Source organism: Gemmatimonadales bacterium, assembly GCA_036265815.1.
In the GTDB taxonomy this organism is placed as follows: domain Bacteria; phylum Gemmatimonadota; class Gemmatimonadetes; order Gemmatimonadales; family GWC2-71-9; genus CAVVWJ01.
Window position 1 is genome coordinate 1 of record DATAOI010000061.1, and the last position, 21279, is coordinate 21279.

Annotated in this window: 14 protein-coding genes and 1 riboswitch; of the genes, 11 read left to right on the forward strand and 3 right to left on the reverse strand. The window is 67.7% G+C overall.

Annotation, left to right across the window (positions count from 1 at the left end; translation table 11 throughout):
- Window positions 1-558: 558 nt before the first annotated feature.
- Together VHR41_13530 and VHR41_13535 are read right to left on the reverse strand one after the other, a co-directional pair.
- Window positions 559-2220 (reverse strand): Na+/H+ antiporter, encoded by a 1662-nt coding sequence (locus VHR41_13530; GenBank protein HEX3235216.1) that lies wholly within the window; start codon window positions 2218-2220, stop codon window positions 559-561.
- Window positions 2220-3296, reverse strand: coding sequence for a DUF2252 family protein (locus VHR41_13535; GenBank protein HEX3235217.1), 1077 nt, complete (start codon window positions 3294-3296; stop codon window positions 2220-2222). Before VHR41_13535 ends, VHR41_13530 begins: the two co-directional genes overlap by 1 nt.
- A gap of 121 nt (window positions 3297-3417) precedes the next feature.
- On the opposite strand from VHR41_13535, the gene VHR41_13540 reads away from it, so the two are divergent.
- The 4 genes from VHR41_13540 (at window position 3418) to VHR41_13555 (ending at window position 9005) form a co-directional block, all read left to right on the forward strand.
- A complete protein-coding gene (locus tag VHR41_13540; GenBank protein HEX3235218.1) occupies window positions 3418-4350 on the forward strand; it encodes a ketopantoate reductase family protein in 933 nt (310 codons plus the stop codon).
- A 47-nt stretch (window positions 4351-4397) separates the two neighbouring features.
- The gene (locus VHR41_13545; GenBank protein HEX3235219.1) at window positions 4398-6842 is read left to right on the forward strand and encodes a bifunctional YncE family protein/alkaline phosphatase family protein; all 2445 of its coding nucleotides are present in this window, start codon (window positions 4398-4400) and stop codon (window positions 6840-6842) included.
- A gap of 358 nt (window positions 6843-7200) precedes the next feature.
- Window positions 7201-7319, reverse strand: a riboswitch (cyclic di-GMP riboswitch).
- Between the two features lie 260 nt (window positions 7320-7579).
- Window positions 7580-8113 (forward strand): hypothetical protein, encoded by a 534-nt coding sequence (locus VHR41_13550; GenBank protein ID HEX3235220.1) that lies wholly within the window; start codon window positions 7580-7582, stop codon window positions 8111-8113.
- A gap of 607 nt (window positions 8114-8720) precedes the next feature.
- Window positions 8721-9005: a hypothetical protein gene (locus tag VHR41_13555; GenBank protein ID HEX3235221.1), complete on the forward strand. Its 285-nt coding sequence runs from the start codon at window positions 8721-8723 to the stop codon at window positions 9003-9005.
- 35 nt (window positions 9006-9040) lie between these two features.
- Here the strand turns inward: VHR41_13555 and VHR41_13560 are convergent, their stop codons facing one another.
- Window positions 9041-10075, reverse strand: coding sequence for a hypothetical protein (locus VHR41_13560; GenBank protein ID HEX3235222.1), 1035 nt, complete (start codon window positions 10073-10075; stop codon window positions 9041-9043).
- A gap of 720 nt (window positions 10076-10795) precedes the next feature.
- Between VHR41_13560 and VHR41_13565 the strand changes: the two genes are divergently transcribed.
- The 7 genes from VHR41_13565 (at window position 10796) to VHR41_13595 (ending at window position 21172) form a co-directional block, all read left to right on the forward strand.
- Complete coding sequence (locus VHR41_13565) at window positions 10796-11173, forward strand: hypothetical protein (protein HEX3235223.1); 378 nt, start codon at window positions 10796-10798, stop codon at window positions 11171-11173.
- A gap of 1137 nt (window positions 11174-12310) precedes the next feature.
- Window positions 12311-12568: a hypothetical protein gene (locus VHR41_13570; protein HEX3235224.1), complete on the forward strand. Its 258-nt coding sequence runs from the start codon at window positions 12311-12313 to the stop codon at window positions 12566-12568.
- Window positions 12569-12894: 326 nt separating this feature from the next.
- Window positions 12895-13464 carry a peroxiredoxin gene (locus tag VHR41_13575; GenBank protein ID HEX3235225.1) on the forward strand — a complete coding sequence of 190 codons (570 nt, stop codon included), beginning with the start codon at window positions 12895-12897 and terminating at the stop codon, window positions 13462-13464.
- Window positions 13465-13812: 348 nt separating this feature from the next.
- A complete protein-coding gene (locus tag VHR41_13580; protein ID HEX3235226.1) occupies window positions 13813-15159 on the forward strand; it encodes an FAD-binding oxidoreductase in 1347 nt (448 codons plus the stop codon).
- A gap of 278 nt (window positions 15160-15437) precedes the next feature.
- Window positions 15438-16895 (forward strand): serine hydrolase domain-containing protein, encoded by a 1458-nt coding sequence (locus tag VHR41_13585; GenBank protein HEX3235227.1) that lies wholly within the window; start codon window positions 15438-15440, stop codon window positions 16893-16895.
- Between the two features lie 856 nt (window positions 16896-17751).
- Window positions 17752-18108 (forward strand): DUF1428 domain-containing protein, encoded by a 357-nt coding sequence (locus VHR41_13590; protein HEX3235228.1) that lies wholly within the window; start codon window positions 17752-17754, stop codon window positions 18106-18108.
- A gap of 412 nt (window positions 18109-18520) precedes the next feature.
- Window positions 18521-21172, forward strand: coding sequence for a serine/threonine-protein kinase (locus VHR41_13595; GenBank protein HEX3235229.1), 2652 nt, complete (start codon window positions 18521-18523; stop codon window positions 21170-21172).
- The last annotated feature ends 107 nt before the right edge of the window (window positions 21173-21279 follow it).

Consider the following 21279-nt stretch of genomic DNA (forward strand, 5'->3'; position numbering starts at 1 on the left):
GATGGAGTGCCTCCCCGCCGTCCTGCGCCTCGAGGGTGCGGTAGCCCTCATCCCCCAGAAGCCGGATCGCGAGGTGGCGCAGGATATCCTCGTCCTCGGCCACCAAAATCGTGATTGGACGGTCGGAAGCGGGACGCTCGGCCACAGTGACCTCGAGTTGGGATGTCGATCCATGAAATACGGGCAAAGTGGCGCCGTTGCAAGACCCCAGCGAGGCGCCCAGTTGGTACAAAGTTCGGTGGGCTGAGTCACAGCGGATATAGCTCATTATGGCCATAGGTCAAGCTCGGGATCGCCCCAAGAGCGGCGACAGTCAGGCCGCACGAGATGCCCAGCGTTCCCGTGTCAGGAGGAGATGATGCAAGCTGCCCGTGAGGCTGCACTTAGACCAGGCTCTGCGGAGCTCTATCCCTACCTTCCGGTCCGCATGTGGACCTCGGCTGCTCATCTCGCCGGTCTGGTCGCCCGCCATCTCGGGGCTGGTGAGGAGGTCCGCGACCGTTCTAATCGGGTCCTCTCGGAGGCGCATTTCGAGTTCCGCGGGGAGGAGAGCGACGGTCACGAGGTGTCGTAGGGTGACTCGGGGGCGTCGTCCTCCCCCGATTCGAGCAGCATCGTCTCCAGGTCCAGGTCCCGCTGTACCCGCCGCATCACCTCGTCGCCGATCACCCCCTCGTCTCTCAGGTCGATAATCGCGCGGCGTTCGGCGTCGATCATGGCGGCCCGGAGGCGCCGGTAGCCGGTGGCTTCCCGCTCGGCGCCGCTTCCGTCCCGGTTCGCGAGCGCGCGGTGCTCGGCGTCCTCCGCCCCGTGCACGTGGCGGTCGCGGGCGGACCAGCGGTCGACCCGGCCGGCGTACTTCCGGCGAAGGAAGCTGACCACCTCGGGTTCGACCCCGTTCCGGCGTCCCTCCGCCTCCAGCCGCTGGAGTCCCACCTCGGCCGCGACCCGGCGGGCATGCGCCTCCTCCACGTCCAGCTCGCCCCCGTCCTCCAGCCGGAGACGCCGGAGCAGCGGCTTGAGGGTGAGTCCCTGCAGCACCAGCGTGTCGAAGATGACCGCGAAGGTGAGAAAGATGATCAGCTCCCGGGCGGGGAACGGCCGGCCGGCCGCGGTCTGGAGGGGCAACGCCAGCGCGATCACCAGCGAGTCGCCGCCCCGCATGGCCGTCCAGCCGACGAAGGTGGCCTCGCGCCAGGAAGGCTCCGCGGGCTCGCCCCGGCGACGTCGCTTCATCCGCAGGAGCAGCACGGCGACGAAGGTGTACACCAGCCGCACCACGATGGCCGTGAGCGCCACTATCGCGCCGTACCCCACCAGCTCGGCCAGCGTGTGCGAGCGGAGCGCGCGCAGCACGTAGGGCAGCTCCAGGCCCACCAGCATGAAGATGAAGCTCTCCAGCAGGAATTGGATCATGGTCCACATCGACTCCGCCTGCACCCGGGTGGCGGCGCTGACGATGCGGGGCCCTTGCCGGCCGAGGTAGAGGCCGACGGCCACGACGGCGAGGATGCCGGAGAGTCCCAGCCAGTCGGCCGGGAGGTAGGCCAGAAACGGTGTCAGCAGCGAGATCGTGTTCTCTACGATGGGGAACTTGGGCGTGCGGCGGCGGACCTGCCCGATGAGCCAGCCCGCGCCCAGGCCCACCGCCACGCCGCCGCTGCCGGTGATCAGGAACTGAAGCGCCGCGTGGCCGGCCGAGAAGCTGCCGGTCACCACGGCGGCCACCCCGATCCGGTAGGCGACGAGCGCGGTGGCATCGTTCACCAACCCTTCCCCTTCCAGCAGCGTCACGATCCTCCGTGGGGCCCCGAGGCTCCGCATGACGGCCACCGCCGCCACCGGATCCGGCGGCGAGACGATGGCGCCGAGCAGGAAGGCGGCGGGCCAGGTCATCTCCGGCACGAGCGCGTGGGCCACGGCGGCGACCGCCCCAATGGTCAGCAGCACCACCAGGGTTCCGTACCGGGAGATGGGCCAGAGCTGCGCGCGGAAATCCCGCAGCGAGGTGGTGAGCGAGGCCCAGTAGAGGAGCGGGGGAACGAAGAGGAGGAACAGCGTCTCCGGCTCGAACTCGATGCGGGGGAGGCCGGGGATGGCGGCCAGAGCGAGGCCGCCGAGCACCAGCAGGACCGGGTGCGGGACGTTGAGCCGGCCCGCCAGCACGCGCAGGGCGGCCGCCACGGTCAACAGCACGACGGTGAGCTCCAGACCCTGCATCAGGCGGCCCCAGCCCAGGATTCGAAATCGCGGCTGACCGCCTCGACCGCACGCTGCGCGGAGTCGAGCAGCCATGCGGGCTCGCGGTGGGCCAGGTCCCTGAGAATCAGCTTGCGGCGCCCGGAAGCGAGATGAATGTTCGCGGTCTCCCTGCCCATGGCGTCGAGCAGGTGCCGCATGTCACCGGCCGTCGCGAGATCCGGCAGGTCGATCCGGGAACAGTCGGGCGCGAGTCGCCGAAGGATCCATGATCCCTTGATCTGCACGGCGGGGTCGTGGCACCTGACGGCGCGGTCCAGCAGGAAGCGATACCAGCGGCGCCGCGGCCCCGTGCGGCCGGCCGTCCAGGCGCAGGCGGAGGGAGCCAGCGCCTTGGCTTCGCGCGCCAGCCGGCTGCCGCAACAATCCGCTACCAAGGTAATCCGCTCCCGGCCGAGGCTCCCGATCCCCGCCAGTCGGTGGCGCCAGCGCTCGTCTTGGCTGCCGGGTGGCAGGGCCCGCCGCAGCCAGCGGAACACCGGGGCCGCGGGACGCGCCCGGATCGCCGGCATGGCGTCGAGGTTGTCCCAATACCCCTTGGCATCCCTGAGCCGGGCAATGGACATGGTGCGCAAGGCCGCATGGTGCTCCGCCAGCACGAACGGCCTGCCACCCCACTCCAGGGCAGACTGGTAGCCCTGGAGAATCGCGTCTGCTGTATCCGCGGCCCCGAGCGACAGCGCGCTCCCGCCGCCCGCGATCAGCGCACTCGCCGTGAGCCGCACCAGGTCGTTGGTATAGGGAAGCCGCCACGCCTCGTCCAGGTCATTGACGCCCCATACGAGACGTCCTTCGAGATCCCGCCAGGTGCCGAAGGTCTCGATGTGCAGGTCGCCAACCGCGACCACCCGTGGCGCCGTGCCCGCCTCGGGGCACCACTCCTGCCACTGCTGAGCCCAACGGAAGAAGGTGCCCCGGAAGAACTGGAACTTGTCCTCCCGCATCAGCGCGTGCTTGCGCCTGAAGTCGGCAGGCACCGGCCGGACGATGCTCCTGAGCCACCGCTCGTACTCCCGTACTGCCTGGTGGATGTGCATGGGCGCCCTGCTGGAGGTGATATTCGGAGTCGGGCCGGATGCCTGCCGGATCCTACGCGAAGCCGCTGGAGAGCGAAAGACTCGATGCCCCAGTCAGGTCCTGAGTGAAAGGCTCGATTCGATGAGAGTGGTGGTGCTGGGCGCCGGCGCCGTCGGCGCCTACTACGGCGGGCAGCTCGCGCGCAGGGGGCACGAGGTCACCTGCTTCGCCCGAGGCGCGAACCTGAGTGCGATTCGCGAGCACGGCCTCGAGATCCGCACCCCCGAAGGCACCTTTCGGCCGCGCGTCTCCGCCACCGACCGCATCGAGGAGCTTCCCCTCGCGGATTTCGCCATCCTCGCCGTCAAGAGCTACTCCCTGGCCGACATTGCGCCCGTCGTGCGCCACGCGGCCGAGCAGGGCGCCGCCATCGTGCCGTTCCTCAACGGCGTGGAGACCGTGGAGCGGCTCGTCGGCCTCGGCGTGGCGCAGGCGGCGCTCCTCGGTGGCCTGACGGAGATCAGCGCGGTGCGGGTGCAGCCGGGGGTGGTGGAGCGACGCAGCCCATTCCAGCGCATCGTCATAGGCGAGCTCGACGGGCGCACGACCGATCGGGTCGCTCGGATTGCGGCGGCGCTCCTCGAGGCGGGTGCCGAGGCCCGGGTATCGACGGTGATCACCGTGGAGCTCTGGCAGAAGTTCGCATTCATCACCACCATGGCCGCGGCGTGCGGGCTTGCACGCTCGCCGGTAGGACCGCTCCGCACCGACCGGCTCGGGCGGGGCCTGCTCGAGCGAGCGGCGCGCGAGGTGACCGCCGTGGCACGTTCCCGCGGTATCGCCCTGCCGGACAATGAGGTCTCGCGGCTCATGGATATGATCGATCGGCTGCCGGAGGGGATGAAGCCGAGCTTCCTCGTCGACCTCGAGGCCGGCGGACCGACCGAGCTCGACATCCTGAGCGGCGCGGTGTCCCGGTTCGCCGAGGAAGCGGGGATCCCCGCGCCAGTCCACGATACCGCCACTGCAGCGCTAGCCGATCGTGGTCGACGGCGCGCCGTCGCCTTACCTTAGTCTGTGTCGCAGGTCCCCGAGCCCAATCACATGTCAGGCCGCTCGCGATGAAGCCCCTCCCGACGACCCTCGCCGTTCTCCTCGCGTGCGCCGCTTGCGCCCCGAGCCCCCGGCCCAGCCGCGCCATCGGCGGGGACACCCTAGGGCTGCAGCAGCCTCGGCTCCCCACCGGTCTCCGTCTCGACCCCGCCGGGACCCAGTACGACCTCCGCGCGGCGATGCCGCTCACGATGGTCCTGGCGCCGGGGGGCCGCTCCCTCGTGATCTCGAGCGCCGGCTATCGCGAGCCCGGACTCGACGTGGTGAGCCGAGGCACCGGCGCCATCACCCAATCGTTGCCCCAGACGGCCGCCTTCCTCGGCCTCGCCTTCGCGCCCGACGGAGGCACGCTCTTCGCCTCCGGCGCCAACCAGGACGTGGTCTACCGCTACACCTGGGCCGGTGAGCGTGCCGTGCTGGCGGACAGCATCGTGCTCGCCGCCAAGGCTCCCGACACTGCCGGAACCCGATATCCCGCCGGCCTCGCGGTCTCGCCGGACGGCGCCCGGCTGTACGTCGCCGAGAATGTGGCGGACTCGGTTGCGCTGATCGACGTGGGCGGCAAGCGAGTCCTGCGGCGGTTGCCGACCGGGCACCTCCCCTACGCCGTGGCGGCGGCGCCGGACGGCCGGATCTACGTCTCCAACTGGGGCGAGGGGACCATAAGCGTGTTCCGCGACTCGGCCGGCACGCTGTACGACCGCGGGCGGATCGTGGTCGGGCGCCATCCCTCCGCCCTGCTGCTCAACCACGACGGCTCCCGGCTGTACGTCGCCTGCGCCAGCACCGATCGCGTCGCCGTGGTGGACACCCGGCGGCGGCACGTGGTGACCGAGCTGCTGGATCCTCCGCCCGCCGGCCCCGCGGAGGGCAGCACGCCCAATGCCCTGGCGCTGTCGGGCGATGAGACCCGGCTCTTCGTGGCCGAAGCCGATGCCAACGCGGTGGCGGTGTTCGATCTCTTGGCGGAGACCAGCAACGTCCCCGCCGCGCGTGGCAACGACCAGCTCGCCGGACGCGTCCCGGTCGGCTGGTATCCCACCGCCGTCCTCGCGGCTGGCGACACCCTGCTGGTCGGCAACGGGAAGGGCCGCGGAACGGTGGCCAATCCCGGCGGGCCACAGCCGCTGGTCGCGGCCGAGCACAAGGGGACCGCCGAGGCGCAGTACACCTTGTCGCTGCTCCGGGGCACGCTGACGGTGGCGCCCGTGGGCCGCTCGGCCGGGGACGAGCTCGCGGCGCTCACCACCCGCGTCACCCGCGCGAACGGATGGGACCAGTCCGCCGAGGCGCGGCACTATCCGCCTATCGAGCACGTGATCTACATCATCAAGGAGAACCGGACCTACGACCAGGTGCTGGGCGACGAGCGGCAGGGGGACGGCGACACCGCGCTGGTCTTCTTCGGGCGAAACGTGACGCCCAACATCCACGCGCTCGCCGAGCGATTCGGTCTGTACGATCGCTTCTTCGTCAACGCCGAGGTCTCGGCGCAGGGGCACGACTGGTCCACCGCGGCGTACGTGACCGACTATCGGGAGAAGACCACTCAGCCGAACTACTCGGACAAGCGGGACGCAAGGGACGAGAGCGACGAAGGCGAGGACGCGGCCGAGCCGGCCAACGGCTACCTCTGGAACCTGGCCCAGCGGGCGGGCATCAGCTACCGGAACTACGGCGAGTATCTGGAGCCGGACCGGGAGCGGCCGGGCCACTACACCACGGCCAAGGCGTACCTGGCATCGCACTCGCACCCGACCTTCCCCAACTTCGATATGAAGATCCCCGACCAGCGCCGGGCCGATATCTGGCTGGAGGAGTTCAACCGCTTCGTCCAGCAGGGTAGCCTGCCGGCACTGGAGACCATGTGGCTCCCGCGAGACCACACGTCGGGCGGCCGTGCGGGATTCAACACGCCGCGGGCCATGGCGGCCGACAACGACCTCGCGGTGGGCCGCGTGGTGGAGGCGGTGTCGCACTCGCCCTACTGGCAGTCGACCGTGGTCTTCGTGCTGCAGGACGACGCGCAGAACGGGCCCGATCACGTCGATTCCCACCGGGCGCCGGTCCTGGTGATCTCCCCCTGGGCTCGCGGCGGCGCGGTCCACCGGTTCGCCAATACCACCGACGTGCTGAAGACGATCGAGGAGCTGCTGCAGCTGGAGTCGATGTCCCAGTTCGATCACTACGGCCGGGCGCTGCGCGACGTCTGGCGCGACCGGCCGGACCTCACGCCGTTCACCGCCATCCGTCCGACCGTCGACCTGGCCGAGGTGAATCCGGACACGGGCAAACAGGCGCGGGCGTCGACCGGGTTCAACCTGGAGGTAGCCGATGCGATCGACGACGAGGCGTTCAACCGGGTGCTCTGGAGCATCGAGAAGGGAGAGCACACGCCCTACCCCGGCGCTCGGCAGGCGGATGCGGTCACGCTGGGGCTGGGCAGCCGCTAGCGTCCTCCTGGCGGCCGGCGGGCCGGCATCGGCCGGCGCTCAGACGGCGGTGCAGGCGGCGTGGTGAAGGATGGAGTCCTAGGGTGCGGCTGATGACGTGCACGGCAGGCGCTCTGCCCTGCTGGGCGGCTAGCCGCCAGGGCGCGTTGCCCCGCGAGGCGCGCCAGCGGCTGGATGCGTTGTACCCTGGGTGGTGTTTTGCCACCGTGACGCCTGCCAAGGGACGGCGGTCGGGGGCTGTGAATCTGCGCAGCCGAGGACAAGGGCGCTGGCGAGGGCAGGAAACAGGAGCGAGGATCGACGCAGACGAACCTCCGGAGAGCGGCTTCGATGTGGAGCAGCGGACGCCTCAGGTTCCTTGGGCAGCTCGGCGCCCGTAGGGTCCTGCGGGCGTCGAAGGGGATTGACTGCGTCGCGGAGGAGGCAAGGACCCGTGGCTTTGCGACCCGGCTTTCGCCGGGTGTGCCTTTGTCGTCGGATTGGCAAGTCTGAGTTACAGAGAGGTACAGGGGCCGTCAAGCGACCAGCGCGGGCGGCTCGATACGGGTTTCCTCGGGTCAAGTCGGGATCCGCATACCCCGGGCCAGAAAACGACTTAGCCCTCTGCGCCCTCTTTGGCTGGATCAGTTGGTTGGCTTAAGGAGGCCAAAAGGGGGAAGGAGTTAGCCCTCATTGTGTGATCATGCTCACGCTCTCCATTTGTCCATTGTGCTATTCATAGGGGCTTGGAAATATTCTTGAGCCTGAACATGAAGGAGCACCACATGGCACGAGTTACTGCTGTATTTGACGACCGGGCGCGGGCTGAAGGAGCTGTCACCGAGTTGCGGCGCTTGGGCGTGACCGATACCGATCTGTCGTTCGTCGCTCGAAACGAAGAGGAAGCTGTCGCGGCAGGCGCCTCGGCTGACACCGCAGGTAAACGAGCTGCCAAGGGGGCGGCTGCTGGGGCCGGCGCCGGCCTACTCTTCGGGCTGGCAGCTCTCGCGATCCCAGGGGTGGGGCCGTTTATCACCGCAGGAGCTCTCGCTTCCGCTCTCGGGACGACCGGTGGGGCGCTGGCCGCGGGCGCAATCGTTGGTGGCACCTCGGGTGCTATCGCTGGCGGGTTAAGCAAAGCGGGGTACAGCCGGGAGGAGTCCGAGTTCTATGGCCCGGCCGTTGAGCGTGGCGGAGTGCTGGTTGCAGTGGATACTGAGGGCGTGGTTTCGCCGGATCAGGCACGTGAAGTTTTGACGCGGAAGGGCGGGCGCACCTACAGCGCTAAGTAAGGGACTAGTGGAAGCCTGAAGAGCGGCGTGCGGGAGACGAGTGCTCCTTCACGCCGTTCCCCTTTATGGTGCTCAGTAGCGGGGGTCCATCCCGCGTAGAGACTCAGGCGGGAGGGCTGGCGGGCCCGTCTCTGTACGGGGTAACCCGCCTGGGGCGGCAGTGACGACAGCGTTCCGCCGGCCCTGGGGCGGTCCGGCGCGGACTGGCGCCGGCTCATCCAATACGACGCGGATGGCCCTGATGGGAGCCTCACCGGCTACCAGCGAGGGCAGGTGCGGTGCACGGTGGCGCAGACCTGGGACCGCGGCGACGACGGCGACTCGACCCATGTGGCCGAGCCCTGGTACCGGCAGGAACTGACCTGCTGGGCGGAATGGGGGCAAAAGCCTCCGCCGCAGCGCGGAGGTGCTCCATGAGATCCGTCGTAAGTCCTCTCCTCGTCGTTGCGGCCTACCTGGCGGGAATGAACCTCTTCTTCCTGCCCGCTCAGGCCAGGGTGATGCACGGGCTCACTGCCGTGGACGTGCTCGTGATGGTCGCCCTGATCGGTCCGTTCGTCGCGCTCAGATGGCGCTCGCCCTTTCCTCTACGAGCAACACGCATCGCATGGGCCTCTGCGCGATCATGTCTGTCGAGATCGTCCTCTTCACCGTCGTGACGTTCGCGCCGACGGGAGGGCACCCGTCTTTCGAGGCCCTGGGGCTGGTGTGGACGGGTGTGCTCAAGGTCGTCCTCGCCCCGGCAGCCGTGATCGCGCTCGCGAACGGCGAGAAGATCTCCCGCATAGTCCTCGGCGTCACCTGTGTCGTCTGCGAGAGCGTCTATACGCTGATCTATCCGGGGCATCCATTTCTCTGGCTGCTGCTTCGCCGTGGGAGCGGCGCTTCCTGACGTCCGCTCCACAGTCGGCAGGCCTGATCGTCTGATCAAAGCGGTGTAGAGCCGAACCGCCTGCACTCCCGCGCCGGCCGCGCCCTCGCCAGCCCGAGCAGTCCATCCCAGGCCTCGCGAATATCGGCCCGCTGCCACGTGTCCTCGTCGTATCGCCAATTGAGGAACGCACAGCTCGCCGGATGAGTCACCGCCAGCGTGCCGAACCGCACCAGGTCCGCCGCCGGGCACGCGCCGGTGTCGTTGCCATAGCAGTTCTCCACGTTGACTCCCATCACCACCTTGAGTCCGAGACTGGTGGCGAGGCTCGCCGCCTTGTCGTAGTACGCCTGGGGGTCGCCCTTCCGGGTGTGGTACTGGGCCCAGGTGTAGTCCAGCAACGGGGCGAGCGACGGGTAGGCCGCGACCCAGTCGGGCGTCACCCGGACGCCGAGCGGAACGCCGGGGAGCTTCTTCCGGGCGTACGCGGCCCAGGCGGCGATCTGCGACTGCCTGATCGGCGTCCCGCCCCAGCAATCGGTGCAGCCGTAGTCGTCCGCCAGGTTGAAGCCGAGGAAGGTCGCCCGGTACTTCCGGAGCGTGTCCGCGGGGAGCACCGCGGCGTAGCGGTCGGTGAGCCGCTTGGCGCTGTCCAGCGAGAAGACGCCCACGGTCAGGCCGTTGGTGGTGAGGAAGCGCCGGGGCGGCACCAGTACCAGCCGGAGCCCGCACCGGTCCGCGAGCTGGATGCGGGCCAGAACCGCGCGCGGCTCGAGCGGCTGCATCGCCGCCGAGGTGAGGCCGCCGCAATAGAAGTCGGCGGGCCAGGCGCTCAGGCCGGCCGCCAACCCGGCGAGGGCGGCGCGGGCCACGCGAATGCTGTCCACCACGCGCGCGCTATCGAGGCCGCGTGAGGTGTCGTACACGGTGCGTGGGATCAGGGTCAGTGTCGGGGTGTAATCGGTGTGGCCGTATATGGTGGTGTCGGCGCTGGCGAGCACCCAGGAGATGGTGCTTGCGGTCTGGGCCGCGCCCGCCGCGGGGCCGATGAGACCGAGCAGCAGAGGCAGGGCGGCGCGTGGGCGGGACATGTCTCAAGCCTCCGCAGGTGGAGAGTCGGTGACAGCAGGACGATTGTACGACGATTGTACGATGAGGCGGCGAGCTCGATCGCATCGGGCGTGCCACGACCTGCAGCGTGCGGCCGCGGTGTACGGATTTGTTGGTACGCGCGTGACCGTCCACTTCTGGAAACACTTTTGTGTTCGAGTGTCCTCAAGTGACGGCAGTCGGCCGCTTCGTGCGCGTGGGCGATGATGGTCGCGCGCGCGACGGGACCTCGCGCGCGGGCGACGGGGAGGCGAACCGAAGCGACGGGACGACGGGCGGCCGGGAGGAGGGACGGTACGCTCGAACGACACGACGGGCGCTACGGGAGGAGGCTCGTGCCACCGCGAACGGGACGCAGGCCAACCAACCTGCTCGGCGGGCGATCCGCCGGAAGACCGGGCCGACGGGCAGCGTCTCGCGCGCAGCCGACGGCGACCCGCGCGGGTTCGCCGCTTTCATTAGACGGCGCGACAGCTTCGCGCGCGCGACCGACGGAGGTGCGGGCGAAAAATCTGCGACTCGGGCCAACGCGCAGGAGGCACGGGCGCGCCGGCAGATGGTGCGGGCGCGCGGGGAAAGTCATGGGCGCGGCGGGCGGGTTCGCGCGCGCAGTCGCCAGGGTCGCGGTCCGCGCAGCAGCGTCGCGCGCAGCACGGCGGAGTCGCGCGCGCGACGGCACGTCCGCCGTCATCGCGCAATCAATGGCACGCTCCTCGCCTCCCGCCCCGATGGCGGCGGAGGCAGCGAATCAGAAGGAGGTGCTGATCAAGCATGGCCTGGTGGAGACGGTGCTCGACAGCCTCAACGAGGTGCTCGACCAGTTCGACGTGGCGGTGGAGCACGGCTCGGCGGGGCGCCAGGCGCACGTCGGGGCCAGCGCGCAGCTCTCGGCGGTCGCGGACGAGGTCGTCCAGATCGTGAGCGTGATGGACGGGCTCAACAGGTATCGGTTCTTGAAGGACCTGGAGCTGCTGTCGGCATGGGAGAGCGCCAGCAACGTTGTGGCAACGCCGAAGGCGGCGAAGGGGGATCCGCAGACGCCGGGTGGGGCTAGTGGGGAGGTCCGACCGGCGGCGTGATGGAGGTCGGTTTGGTGGAGGTCCGGGAGGATGAGCTGCCGTCGAGCGTCTGATGCTCGGCGGCAGTTCGCTTTCTCTGGGCGACGCGCGGCGGCTTCCGGCGGCAATGTCGCAATCGGTGTGGCGCCCGGGGCAGTACGACAGATAGTCAGGTGCCCTGTCGCAGAATCGCGAATGCAACGCGACTTTGCGACAGAGGACGAAGGGGACTCGTCAACGATCATCATGCGGTCCTCTCGACGCGTGCGGTAGTGGGGTACATTTTGGTCGTACGGGGGCACCGCTTCCGTTTCGCGCTGATGTGAAGTGCCGCTGCGTCTGAGTTCCCGGAATTCACGCGCAGTCGGATTTAGGCCGCGAGGGCCACAACGTCGTTCTGGCAGGAGTTGTCACGCAGCCGGCTCAAATGGGGTCCGAATGGAGGTGGGCTTGTTGGGAAGGGGCTTCTGGCTGGGGGTTGGTGGATTTGGGGTGGCTGTCTCCATTTGAGGCGTGGAGGAGCACATGAGAATACTGCTGGGGTGCCTGTGCCTCGTGACGATCATTGGGTGTGGCGACGAGCTCGTCGCACCGGGGATTCAGCCTCTCGTCGGACAGTGGCAGGCTCCGACCGAGCCGCTGCAGCCTCGCGGGTCTCTGGATCGACTCCTCGTGATCACTACGGATGGCCGGAGCGAGAGCCACGTCATTGACCGAGGCCTCTATGAGGGCCAGGCTCCGGGTGACCTGGCCGCTGAGATCGTGCTGTACGGCCGGATCCAGGTCCGGGGCAGCTACTTCACCGTGCTCCCGGATTCGGAGGTGACTCACGACCTGTTCTACAGCCCTCATCGCTCGGTCCAGCGGGAGTTTTGGGCTGGCCCCGAGATAGTACGCGGTTCGAGATTCGGGGGAACGAGCTCGAGCTCCAGTTTTATACCTATCCCGCGGACGCGCCAGAGCTGACCAAGCGCACCTTCACTCGGGTCCAGTAAGTTGGTCGCGGGGAGACGCCTAACAAGCGCATGCAGCTGACACGCGCGTCTGGACGGAACACCGGTGCATGCATGGCGCGGATGGCGATGAAGGGAGCGTAGGTTAGCGCAGAACGAGCGAGGCGCTTGCAGCTGATGCGCATGTCGTTACGCAGCTCCGCACATGAGCGAACATCTGAAAACCCCAGATGAGTTCTTCAGCGGTCGTATTACGGCCGCCAGGGACCTGAACGAGCTCGCGGCAGTGTTGGAGCAGCTTCTTTCGGCGGACTTGGCTGTCTGGGAAGACGGCAGCCTCTACAACATCAAGAAGCTGGTGGCGCAGGTTGACGGACTGCGAATCGAGATCTATGCGGACGAGCATCCTCCGCCACACTTTCACGGGAAGGCGCCTGGATCGAGGCGACGTTCGACATCCTGAACTGTGAGTTGTTGCGCGGGACTATTCCCGGCAGGGATCGCCGGCTCGTCGAGTGGTGGCACAGACGGGGGCGTTCATTGCTGATCAGGACTTGGAACCAGATGCGCCCGACGGATTGTCCAGTCGGGCCGATCGACGAGGAAGCTGCTTAGCGGCCGGAGCTGCCTAACCCGCAAGTGCAGCCGGCGGGCCGGGCGGGCCGGCGTTCCATGCGGGCGCAGCCCTCCCAATGGCCAGGAAACGGAAGCGTTGCTTCGTGCGGGCGCGAAGATGATCGCCTGCAGCTGATTTGCCATTCGTTAGACGGACGCGACAAGGATTGTGGCATGGCCCGAGACGATCTCTATACGCTGCCCGCGGGTTTGCCGGTGCCGGTCGACGATGGGGCCGCCGCTCATCTCTCCGGTCAGCAGCTACCGCCGATTGCGCTGCCATCGACGGCTGGTCAGCTGGTCCAGCTGAACGCGCTTGGTCCAGGTTGGACGGTGCTGTACTGCTATCCCCGCACGGGGCGGCCCGATGAGCCCGGGCCGCCGGCATGGGACGCCATTCCGGGAGCGCGGGGCTGCACGCCTCAGGCCTGCAGCTACCGGGACCACCATGCCGAGTTGCACGCCCTGGGGGCTCAGGTGTTTGGGCTCAGCACGCAAACGACGACGTATCAGCACGAAATGACGGACCGGCTGCATCTCCCTTACGAAGTGCTGAGCGACGCCGAGTTCCAGCTGACCGAGGCGCTGGCCTTGCCGACGTTCGAGGCGGGCGGGATGCGATTGCTTAAGCGCCTGACGTTGCTGATTCACTCGGGGCGCATTGAGGCCTGCTTCTATCCGGTATTCCCGCCGGACGCCGACGCCGAGCACGTGCTCGGGTGGCTCCGCGAGCGCGCCGTCTAACCCGCGCATGCAGCCGACAGGCCGGGCGGGCGCTGGGCTTCACTCGGGCGGCAGGTCCCCAGAGCGCGCTGTGGAACGTAGGTTGGCGCGAGCGCGGGCTTGAGGGACTGCAGCTGATGCGCATGTCATAGGCAGACGCATAAATCAGGCTGCTTAGGTCATGTCGAACACAGTGCCGGAGCGGTCGGTACGCTGTGGCAGCCCGGAAAGGAGCCCACGATGCCCAGACCCATGAGTCGCCGGGACTTCGTGAAGCTTGCAAGTTGCACCGGAGTCACGATCTCGATCGGTGGGCTCAGCCCTCTTGGTTGTACTCGGCGCCGCCCCGCTGTTACTGCGCTTCGCAGCATGGACGTGGTTTCCGATGGAGCGATCCGAGACTTTGCCGCCAGTCTGCAGGGAGCGCTGGTTCGACCCTCCGATCCCGGGTACGAATCAGCTCGGCGGATTTGGAACGCCCGCTTCGACCGACGGCCGGGTCTGATCGTCCGATGCGCCGATGCTGCCGATGTCAAACACGCAGTGGATTTTGCCCGGGCCGAAAACGTCCTGGTCGCCATACGCGGAGGCGGCCACAGCTTCGCAGGGCACTCGACCTGCGATGGTGGGCTCGTCATCGATCTATCGGGCCTGAAGGCCCTTCAGGTCGACCGGAACAAAAGAATCGTCGATCTGGGGCCGGGATTGGTCACCGCGGAGGTCGATACCGCCACCAAGGCGGCGGATCTGGCCGTTGTGCTCGGCGGCTGCGGCTCGGTCGGAATCGGAGGCTTCACGCTCGGTGGCGGGGAGGGTGCACTCAGCGGCAAGTACGGGTTGAGCTGCGACAACCTTCTTTCGGCTCACATCGTGCTCGCTGACGGGCGACTCGTGACGGCGTCTGCAGACCAGAATCCCGATCTCTTTTGGGCGCTTCGCGGCGGCGGTGGAAACTTTGGTGTGGTCACCTCGTTTCGCTTACGCGCGCACCCGGTCACCGAGGTTGTAGCGGGCCGGCTGGTCTATGAGTTGAGCAAGGCGCCGACCGTCCTGCGTGCCTATCGAAGTTTTGCCCCCTCTGCACCCGACGAGGTAACGTGCGGTCTCACGTTCACCGGCGTCGACCGCACGCCAGCGCTCGTTCTCGATTTGGTCTATATCGGCAACGCCGTTTCGGCCGCCCCGATGCTTCACACCGTGCGTAGCTTTGCGAAGCCGCAAGCCGACAGCGTCGCACCGGTCCAGTACCATCAGTACCGTCTCAGAAACCCGGGTCCGCCTGCCGGCTTCCCGAGCACAGCGCGGGGCGGGTTTGTCTCCGACCTGCCGGATGAACTGATCGAAGCCGTTACGAGCCTGGCCGCCGATGTTCCACCTGCCGCGGAGTTCGAGATGAATCACCTGCATGGCGCCGTCAGCCGCACGCCGCTCACGGCTGCGGCATTCCCGCTCCGAAAGCCGGGCTTCGATTGCTTCGCCATCGCGGGTTGGCCTGTGCCCGAGCTCCACGACGCGGCAGTCAGTTGGGTGCGGCGCCTCTATGATACCTTGCGCCCATATGCCAGCGGCGCATACATAAACGTTCTCAACGAGGACGAAGAAGACCGTGTGATGGCGGCGTACGGGCCGCAGTACGCGCGCCTCGCGGCGCTCAAGAAGCAATATGACCCGGGCAATCTCTTTCGGCTCAATCCCAACATTCTGCCGGGGGGTTGACCGGGCACACTCGATATCCTCCCGGTGTGAGTTCTATCGCAAACATGGGTGGATGACCCTCGCGAGCTCAACCATGACAGGCGGGAGTTAGGCCTTGCCAGCGCCGCCTAACCCGCGCATGCAACCGACGGGCCAGACGTGTCCTGAGCTCCGCTCGGGCGCTGCGTCCCTTTTAGGATGAAGCGGAGCGAAGGTTTCTGCGAGCACGAGCGTGATTGCCCGCAGCTGATGCGCAAGTCGTTGGGCAGCGACAACAAGGTTCTATGAGGACGCCCATCGTGAGTTCCATATCCGCACAGCACCCTCGCGTGTTCTCGCGCGTCGGGATACCGCTGAGCCTGCTGCTCATCGCATTCCCCGCCACTGCCCAGACGGGTACGGGGGTGGATTCCCTGGATCACTACGTCCGCGCCGAGCTCGCCCGCCAGCGCATCCCCGGGCTGTCGATCGCGGTACTCCGGGGTGACAGTGTGATTCTAGCCCGCGGTTACGGCTATTCCAACGTGGAGCATCACGTGCTGGCCACCGACAGCACCGTGTACGAGGTGGGGTCAATCTCGAAGCAGTTCACCGCAGCCGCGATCGTCCTCCTCTCCGAAGAGGGTCGCCTCGGACTTAATGACGTAATCACGCGATACTTGCCAGAGGGGTCCACGATTTGGTCGGGGGTGACGATGCGACACCTTCTCACGCATACCTCCGGCGTCTCGGATCAGTCCCTCGACACGCTTGACTTCCGGAAAGACTATACCGATGAGGAGCTCGTGCGCCTCGCGGCAGCTCAGCCGCTCCTGTTTAAGCCGGGCGCGAGCTACAGCTACAGCAGCACCGGGTACACCCTGCTCGGCGTCATCATTCATCGGGTGACAGGGGAGTTCTACGGCGATCTCCTTCGGGACCGCATCTTCCGTCCGTTGGACATGCGGGCCGCACGGGTCAACTCTGACACCGCTATCGTGCCCAACCGGTCGGCGGGCTATCGCTTCGAGCGCGGAACGCTGAAGAACCGGGACTGGACGTCACCATCGCTGAGCGCGACGGCCGACCGAGGCTTGAGTTTTAGCGCGCGAGACCTGAGCCGGTGGGCCATTGCGCTCAATCACGGGAAACCGCTGGGCCGCGCTGGCGTCCAGGCGAGTTGGACCCCAGTCCGGCTGAACGAGGGCTGGACCTACCCCTACGGACTGGGCTGGCAGCTCACGCAACAGCGGGGCTATCGGCGGATCGGTCACAGCGGAGCATGGGGAGGTTTTCAGGCAACACTTCAGCGGTACCCCGACTTTGAGTTGACGGTCATCGTGCTGACGAATCTGGACGAGGCGAACCCGGAAGGGATCGCCTCGGGGATTGCGGGAATTCTGGAACCAGTGCTGACACCGCCCCATCTGCTGCCCGGCCGACTGCCGGGGCAAGCTCCCCCGAGGGGAATCGAGGACCTGGTGCGTGACGTTGCGGCTGCCAGGGACTCGGCCGAAGTCACGCCCGCCTTCAGGGCGCTGACGCCACCATCACGGAGAGAACGGATTGCGAGTTTGCTGAAGGGGCTTCAGGCCTGGACCCTCCTCGGCTGCGAGAATGTCACCGGTCGTCAGATGTCACGGCTGGGTAGTCGGATCGAATGGCTCTGCTACGCCAAGGGACCTGTCCGAGAGGGAGAACGCGAAGGCAATGTGGTTATCACGGTACTCTATGGTGCCGCTTGGCGCGCGGCGGGAATAGACCTGTACTTCTTCTGAAAACGCCTGGCAGGTCGTGATTGGTGGATCCGCCCGCGTCGCCGCCTAACCCGCGCATGCAGCCGACAAGCGCGTCCGAGTGAGGCTCCGTGCGGTCGGCACCTGTCGATGACGATAAAGGAACGGAGTTATTGTGCGGGCGTGAAGCTTGCCGCTTGCAGCTGATGCGCAAGTCGTTCGGCAGCGCCAACTCGCCTAATCTATGACCGAGCATGACTGACTTCAGCATCGCGGTTGATATTACAGCACCGCCCGACCGAGTCTGGGCGGTCATGACTGACATTGAGCGCTGGCCCGAGTGGACCCCTACCGTCACGCGAATCCAGCGGCTTGACCATGGCCCCCTGGCGATTGGAAGTCGGGCACGCATTCAGCAGCCGAGGTTGCCAGCAGCGGTATGGCACGTCTCTGAGCTCGTGGAGGGACGCAGCTTCACCTGGGTCACGAGAAGTCCGGGTGTGCGGGTCATCGCGAGGCACAGCGTTGAACCTATAAGCCAAGGGGCACGTGCGACGCTGTCAGTCCAGTTCGCAGGCCTACTTGGCGGCCTGGTTGCACGTGTGACGCGCGGGCTCAACGAGCGCTCTCTGACGCTCGAGGCGCAGGGCCTGCGGGAACAGAGCACGAGAACTTGAATCGCCTTCAGGAACCAAGTGGCGGCGCTGCCGAACCCGCGCATACAGCCGACGGGCGGGAGGCGGCGGAACTCCGCTCGGGCGGCGCCCTCCGATGAGCGCTACTAAGGAACCGAAGGTTTGTGTCGGCGCCGGCATGAGGGCCCGCACCTGATGCGCAAGTCGTTAGGCCGCTTTTCGCGTGGTTACGGTCTCTTGCCGGCAAAACATGGAGGGCTCCGATGCGGTACGTCGACGGTTTTCTTCTAGCTGTCCCCAAGCGCAAACTCCAAATGTACCGGCGGATCGCGCAGCGCGCCGGGCGGGTGTGGCGGGAGCATGGTGCTCTCGAGTACCGAGAATGTGCTGGCGATGACCTAAAGGTGAAATTTGGGGTGTCCTTTGCGCGCGCGGCGAAATTGAAGGCCGGCGAGACGGCGGTCTTTTCTTGGATCGTATACAAATCACGGGCTCATCGGGATCGCGTCAACGCAAAGGTCATGAAGGACGTCCGCATGCAGAAGATGATGAAGGACCCAATGCCATTTGACATGAAGCGTATGTTCACCGGCGGCTTCAACGTGCTCGTAGATCTTTAGGCCCAGATTCGCGGTCCGCCAGAGAGTGCAGGTGGCGCTCTCGATACACCAGAGTTGCTACCGGAAGCGGCCTAACCAGCGCATGCAGCCGACAAGCGCGTCCTGGTGAGATCCGCTCGGGCGGGAAGCGCCGATGATGGATAATGGAACGAAGTGATTGTGCGGGCGGGAAGCTTGCCGCTTGCAGCTGATGCGCGGTGCGTTAGGCGGCTGCTCAAGCATGGGTGGCAATGTCGAGAGGTGCTCGCGCTGTCACACGCGGGCTGCTTAGCCTCAGTGGCATTCGTGAGCGGCCATGTGGTGCTTCGATTGCGTGCTCGCCTATAGCCGCCCTTGCTGGCGCCATCCTACGGCCCCCGCTTACTTACTTTCGCGTTCCTAGTACCGCATCCTCCCCGCGGAGCCTTCCCCCATGGAAGTGCCGGACTCCGTCCGCCACGCCTTCGCCGACCGCTACGCGATCGAGCGCGAGCTCGGCCGCGGCGGCATGGGGGTCGTCTACCTCGCCCACGACGTTCGCCACGATCGTCCAGTCGCCCTCAAGCTCCTGCTCCCCGGGTTGGCCGGCGGGGCCCCTGAGCGATTCCAGCGCGAGATCCGCCTCGCCGCCCGGCTGCAGCATCCCCATATCCTGACCGTGCTCGATTCGGGGAGCGTCGGGACCAGCGAACCCGGCGTGGAGCGGCTGTGGTATACGATGCCGTTCGTGGACGGCGAATCGCTCTACGACCGGCTGAACCGTGAGCGCCGGCTCCCGCTGGAGGACGCGCTCCGCATCACGACCGAAGCTGCCCGCGCGCTGGAGTACGCCCACCAGCACGGCGTGGTCCACCGCGACGTCAAGCCCGAGAACATCCTCCTCACCCGGGACGGCACGACGCTCGTGGCCGATTTCGGGATCGCCCGCGCGCTCGACGCCGACGAGCGGCTGACTCGGACCGGCACCCCGCTCGGCTCGCCGTTCTACATGAGCCCGGAACAGACGAACGACGAAGAGGTGGACGGCCGGGCCGACCAGTACGCGCTGGCGGCCGTGTTGTACGAGATGCTGACGGGCGAGCCGCCGTTCGTCGGGCGGAGCCTCGAGGCGATCGTGGCCAAGCGGCTCAGCAATCCGACACCCAGCGCGCGGGCGCTCCGCGACGCCGTACCGCCACACGTGGACGAAGCCATCCGAAAGGCGATGGCCTCGGCGCCGGCCGAGCGCTTCCCCTCCGTAACGGAGTTCGCCCAGGGGCTGCACCAGCCGCTGAGCGCGACTCCGCCGCCGCAGGCCGCCGCGATGGCCACGCCAGCGCCGGCGCGACGGAACCCGGGCCGGTCCAGAGCGGCGATGGTCCTGGTGGCCGGGCTCCTCCTCGCCGGAGGAGCGCTGTTCGCCTGGCGCCGGATGCACTCAGCCGGCTCGCCTCCGGACCGCGACGCGCCAGTCGTCGCCGTGTTGCCGTTCGACAACCTGGGCGACTCGGCCGACGTGTACTTCTCCGAGGGCGTCACCGACGAGATCCGGACCAAGCTGGCGCAGGTCGCCGGGATCGAGGTGATCGCGCGCGGCAGCTCGCTCGAGTACCGCCGGACCACCCGCCAGCCCCGCAGGATCGCGGAGGAGCTCGGCGCCGACTACCTCCTGACTGGCACCGTCCGGTGGGAGAAGGCGGCGGGAGCCAATCGCGTTCGGGTCACCCCCGAGCTGGTGGACGCGCGCTCGGGCCGGGCGGCGCGCACCCGCTGGGTGCAGCAGTTCGACGCCTCGCTCACCGATGTCTTCCAGGTGCAGGCCGACATCGCGACCAAGGTGGCCGACGCGCTGGGCGTGGCGCTCGCCGACAGCACCCGGCGCGAGCTCACCACCCGGCCGACCGAGAGCCTCGCCGCGTGGGACGCGTTCCTGAAGGGCGAGGACGCCGCGCAGGATATGAAGGGTGACCCGTCGAGCCTCCGCCGGGCGGTCGGCTTCTACCAGCGCGCGGTGGCCCTGGATTCCGGATTCGTGCAGGCGTGGAGCCAACTGTCCCGCGCCAGGACCTCGCTCTATTCAAACGGGGTCCCCGACCCGGCGCTCGGCGACCAGGCCCGGGTCGCCGCGGCGCGCGCGCGGCGGCTCGGGCCGAAGGATCCGTCGGCCTACCTGGCGCTGGGCGACTACTATGGGAGCGTCAACCCGATCGACAACGCACGGGCGTTGGCCGAGTACGAGCAGGGCCTCAAGCTCGCGCCTCGCGACGTCGACCTGCTCGGCGCGGCCGCGATGACCGAGACGAGCCTGGGGCACTGGGACGGCGTGGTCCCGCGTCTCGCGCGCGCGGCCCAGCTCGACCCGCGGTCCGCCAACGCCGTCCGCCGACTGGTGGGGGTCCACCTCTTTCTCCGGCACTATTCCGCCGCGGACTCCGCCGCGGATCGGGCCCTCGCGCTCGAGCCCGGCCGTCCCGGCATGGTCTCCCTCAAGGTGATGAGCGCCGTGGGCAGGGGCGATCGCGACAGCGCGCGCGCGGTGGTGCGTGCGGCCGCGCGACGGATCGATCCCGCGGTGCTCTTCCCCTTCCTCGCGGCCTACCAGGATCTCTACTGGCTATTGGACGACGAGCAGCAGCGCCTGGTGCTGGCGACTCAGCCGAGCGCCTTCGATGGCGACCGGGGCAGCTGGGGGATAGTGCAGACCGAGCTGCATCACCTGCGCGGTGAGCGCTCCCTGGCGCTCGCCTATGCCGACTCGGCGCGTCTCGCGCTGGGGGCGCAGAGCCGGGCCGCGCCCGACGACGGGCAGCGCCACGTGCTCCTGGGGCTGGCGCTGGCATACCTCGGGCGGAAGGCGGAGGCGGTCCGTGAAGGGCGGCTGGGACTGGAGCTCTGGCCGATCAGCCGGGACGCGTACTTCGGCCCGTACGTCCAGCTGCAGCTGGTGCGGATCTACCTTCTGGTCGGCGAGCCGGAGAAGGCGCTGGACCAGCTCGAGCCCCTGCTCCGGGTGCCGTTCTACCTTTCGCCCGGCTGGCTCCGCCTGGATCCGACGTTCGACCCGCTGCGGAACGATCCCCGGTTCAAGAGGCTGCTCGAGGATTGACCCGCTGTCGTGCATCGCCAGGGTTGGACAGGGCACCGTCATCTGAGTTCCACGAAGAGGCTAGCTTGAGAGGGTAACGTCGAACGACGACGCTCCGCAGGCCAGCC

Coding starts and splice junctions, on each gene's coding strand:
- VHR41_13565 (HEX3235223.1), top strand. CDS start 10,796: ATGGCACGCTCCTCGCCTCCCGCCCCGATGGCGGCGGAGGCAGCGAAT.
- VHR41_13560 (HEX3235222.1), bottom strand. CDS start 10,075: ATGTCCCGCCCACGCGCCGCCCTGCCTCTGCTGCTCGGTCTCATCGGC.
- VHR41_13575 (HEX3235225.1), top strand. CDS start 12,895: ATGGCCCGAGACGATCTCTATACGCTGCCCGCGGGTTTGCCGGTGCCG.
- VHR41_13580 (HEX3235226.1), top strand. CDS start 13,813: ATGGACGTGGTTTCCGATGGAGCGATCCGAGACTTTGCCGCCAGTCTG.
- VHR41_13540 (HEX3235218.1), top strand. CDS start 3,418: ATGAGAGTGGTGGTGCTGGGCGCCGGCGCCGTCGGCGCCTACTACGGC.
- VHR41_13535 (HEX3235217.1), bottom strand. CDS start 3,296: ATGCACATCCACCAGGCAGTACGGGAGTACGAGCGGTGGCTCAGGAGC.
- VHR41_13590 (HEX3235228.1), top strand. CDS start 17,752: ATGCGGTACGTCGACGGTTTTCTTCTAGCTGTCCCCAAGCGCAAACTC.
- VHR41_13595 (HEX3235229.1), top strand. CDS start 18,521: ATGGAAGTGCCGGACTCCGTCCGCCACGCCTTCGCCGACCGCTACGCG.
- VHR41_13555 (HEX3235221.1), top strand. CDS start 8,721: ATGGGCCTCTGCGCGATCATGTCTGTCGAGATCGTCCTCTTCACCGTC.
- VHR41_13530 (HEX3235216.1), bottom strand. CDS start 2,220: ATGCAGGGTCTGGAGCTCACCGTCGTGCTGTTGACCGTGGCGGCCGCC.
- VHR41_13570 (HEX3235224.1), top strand. CDS start 12,311: ATGAGCGAACATCTGAAAACCCCAGATGAGTTCTTCAGCGGTCGTATT.
- VHR41_13545 (HEX3235219.1), top strand. CDS start 4,398: ATGAAGCCCCTCCCGACGACCCTCGCCGTTCTCCTCGCGTGCGCCGCT.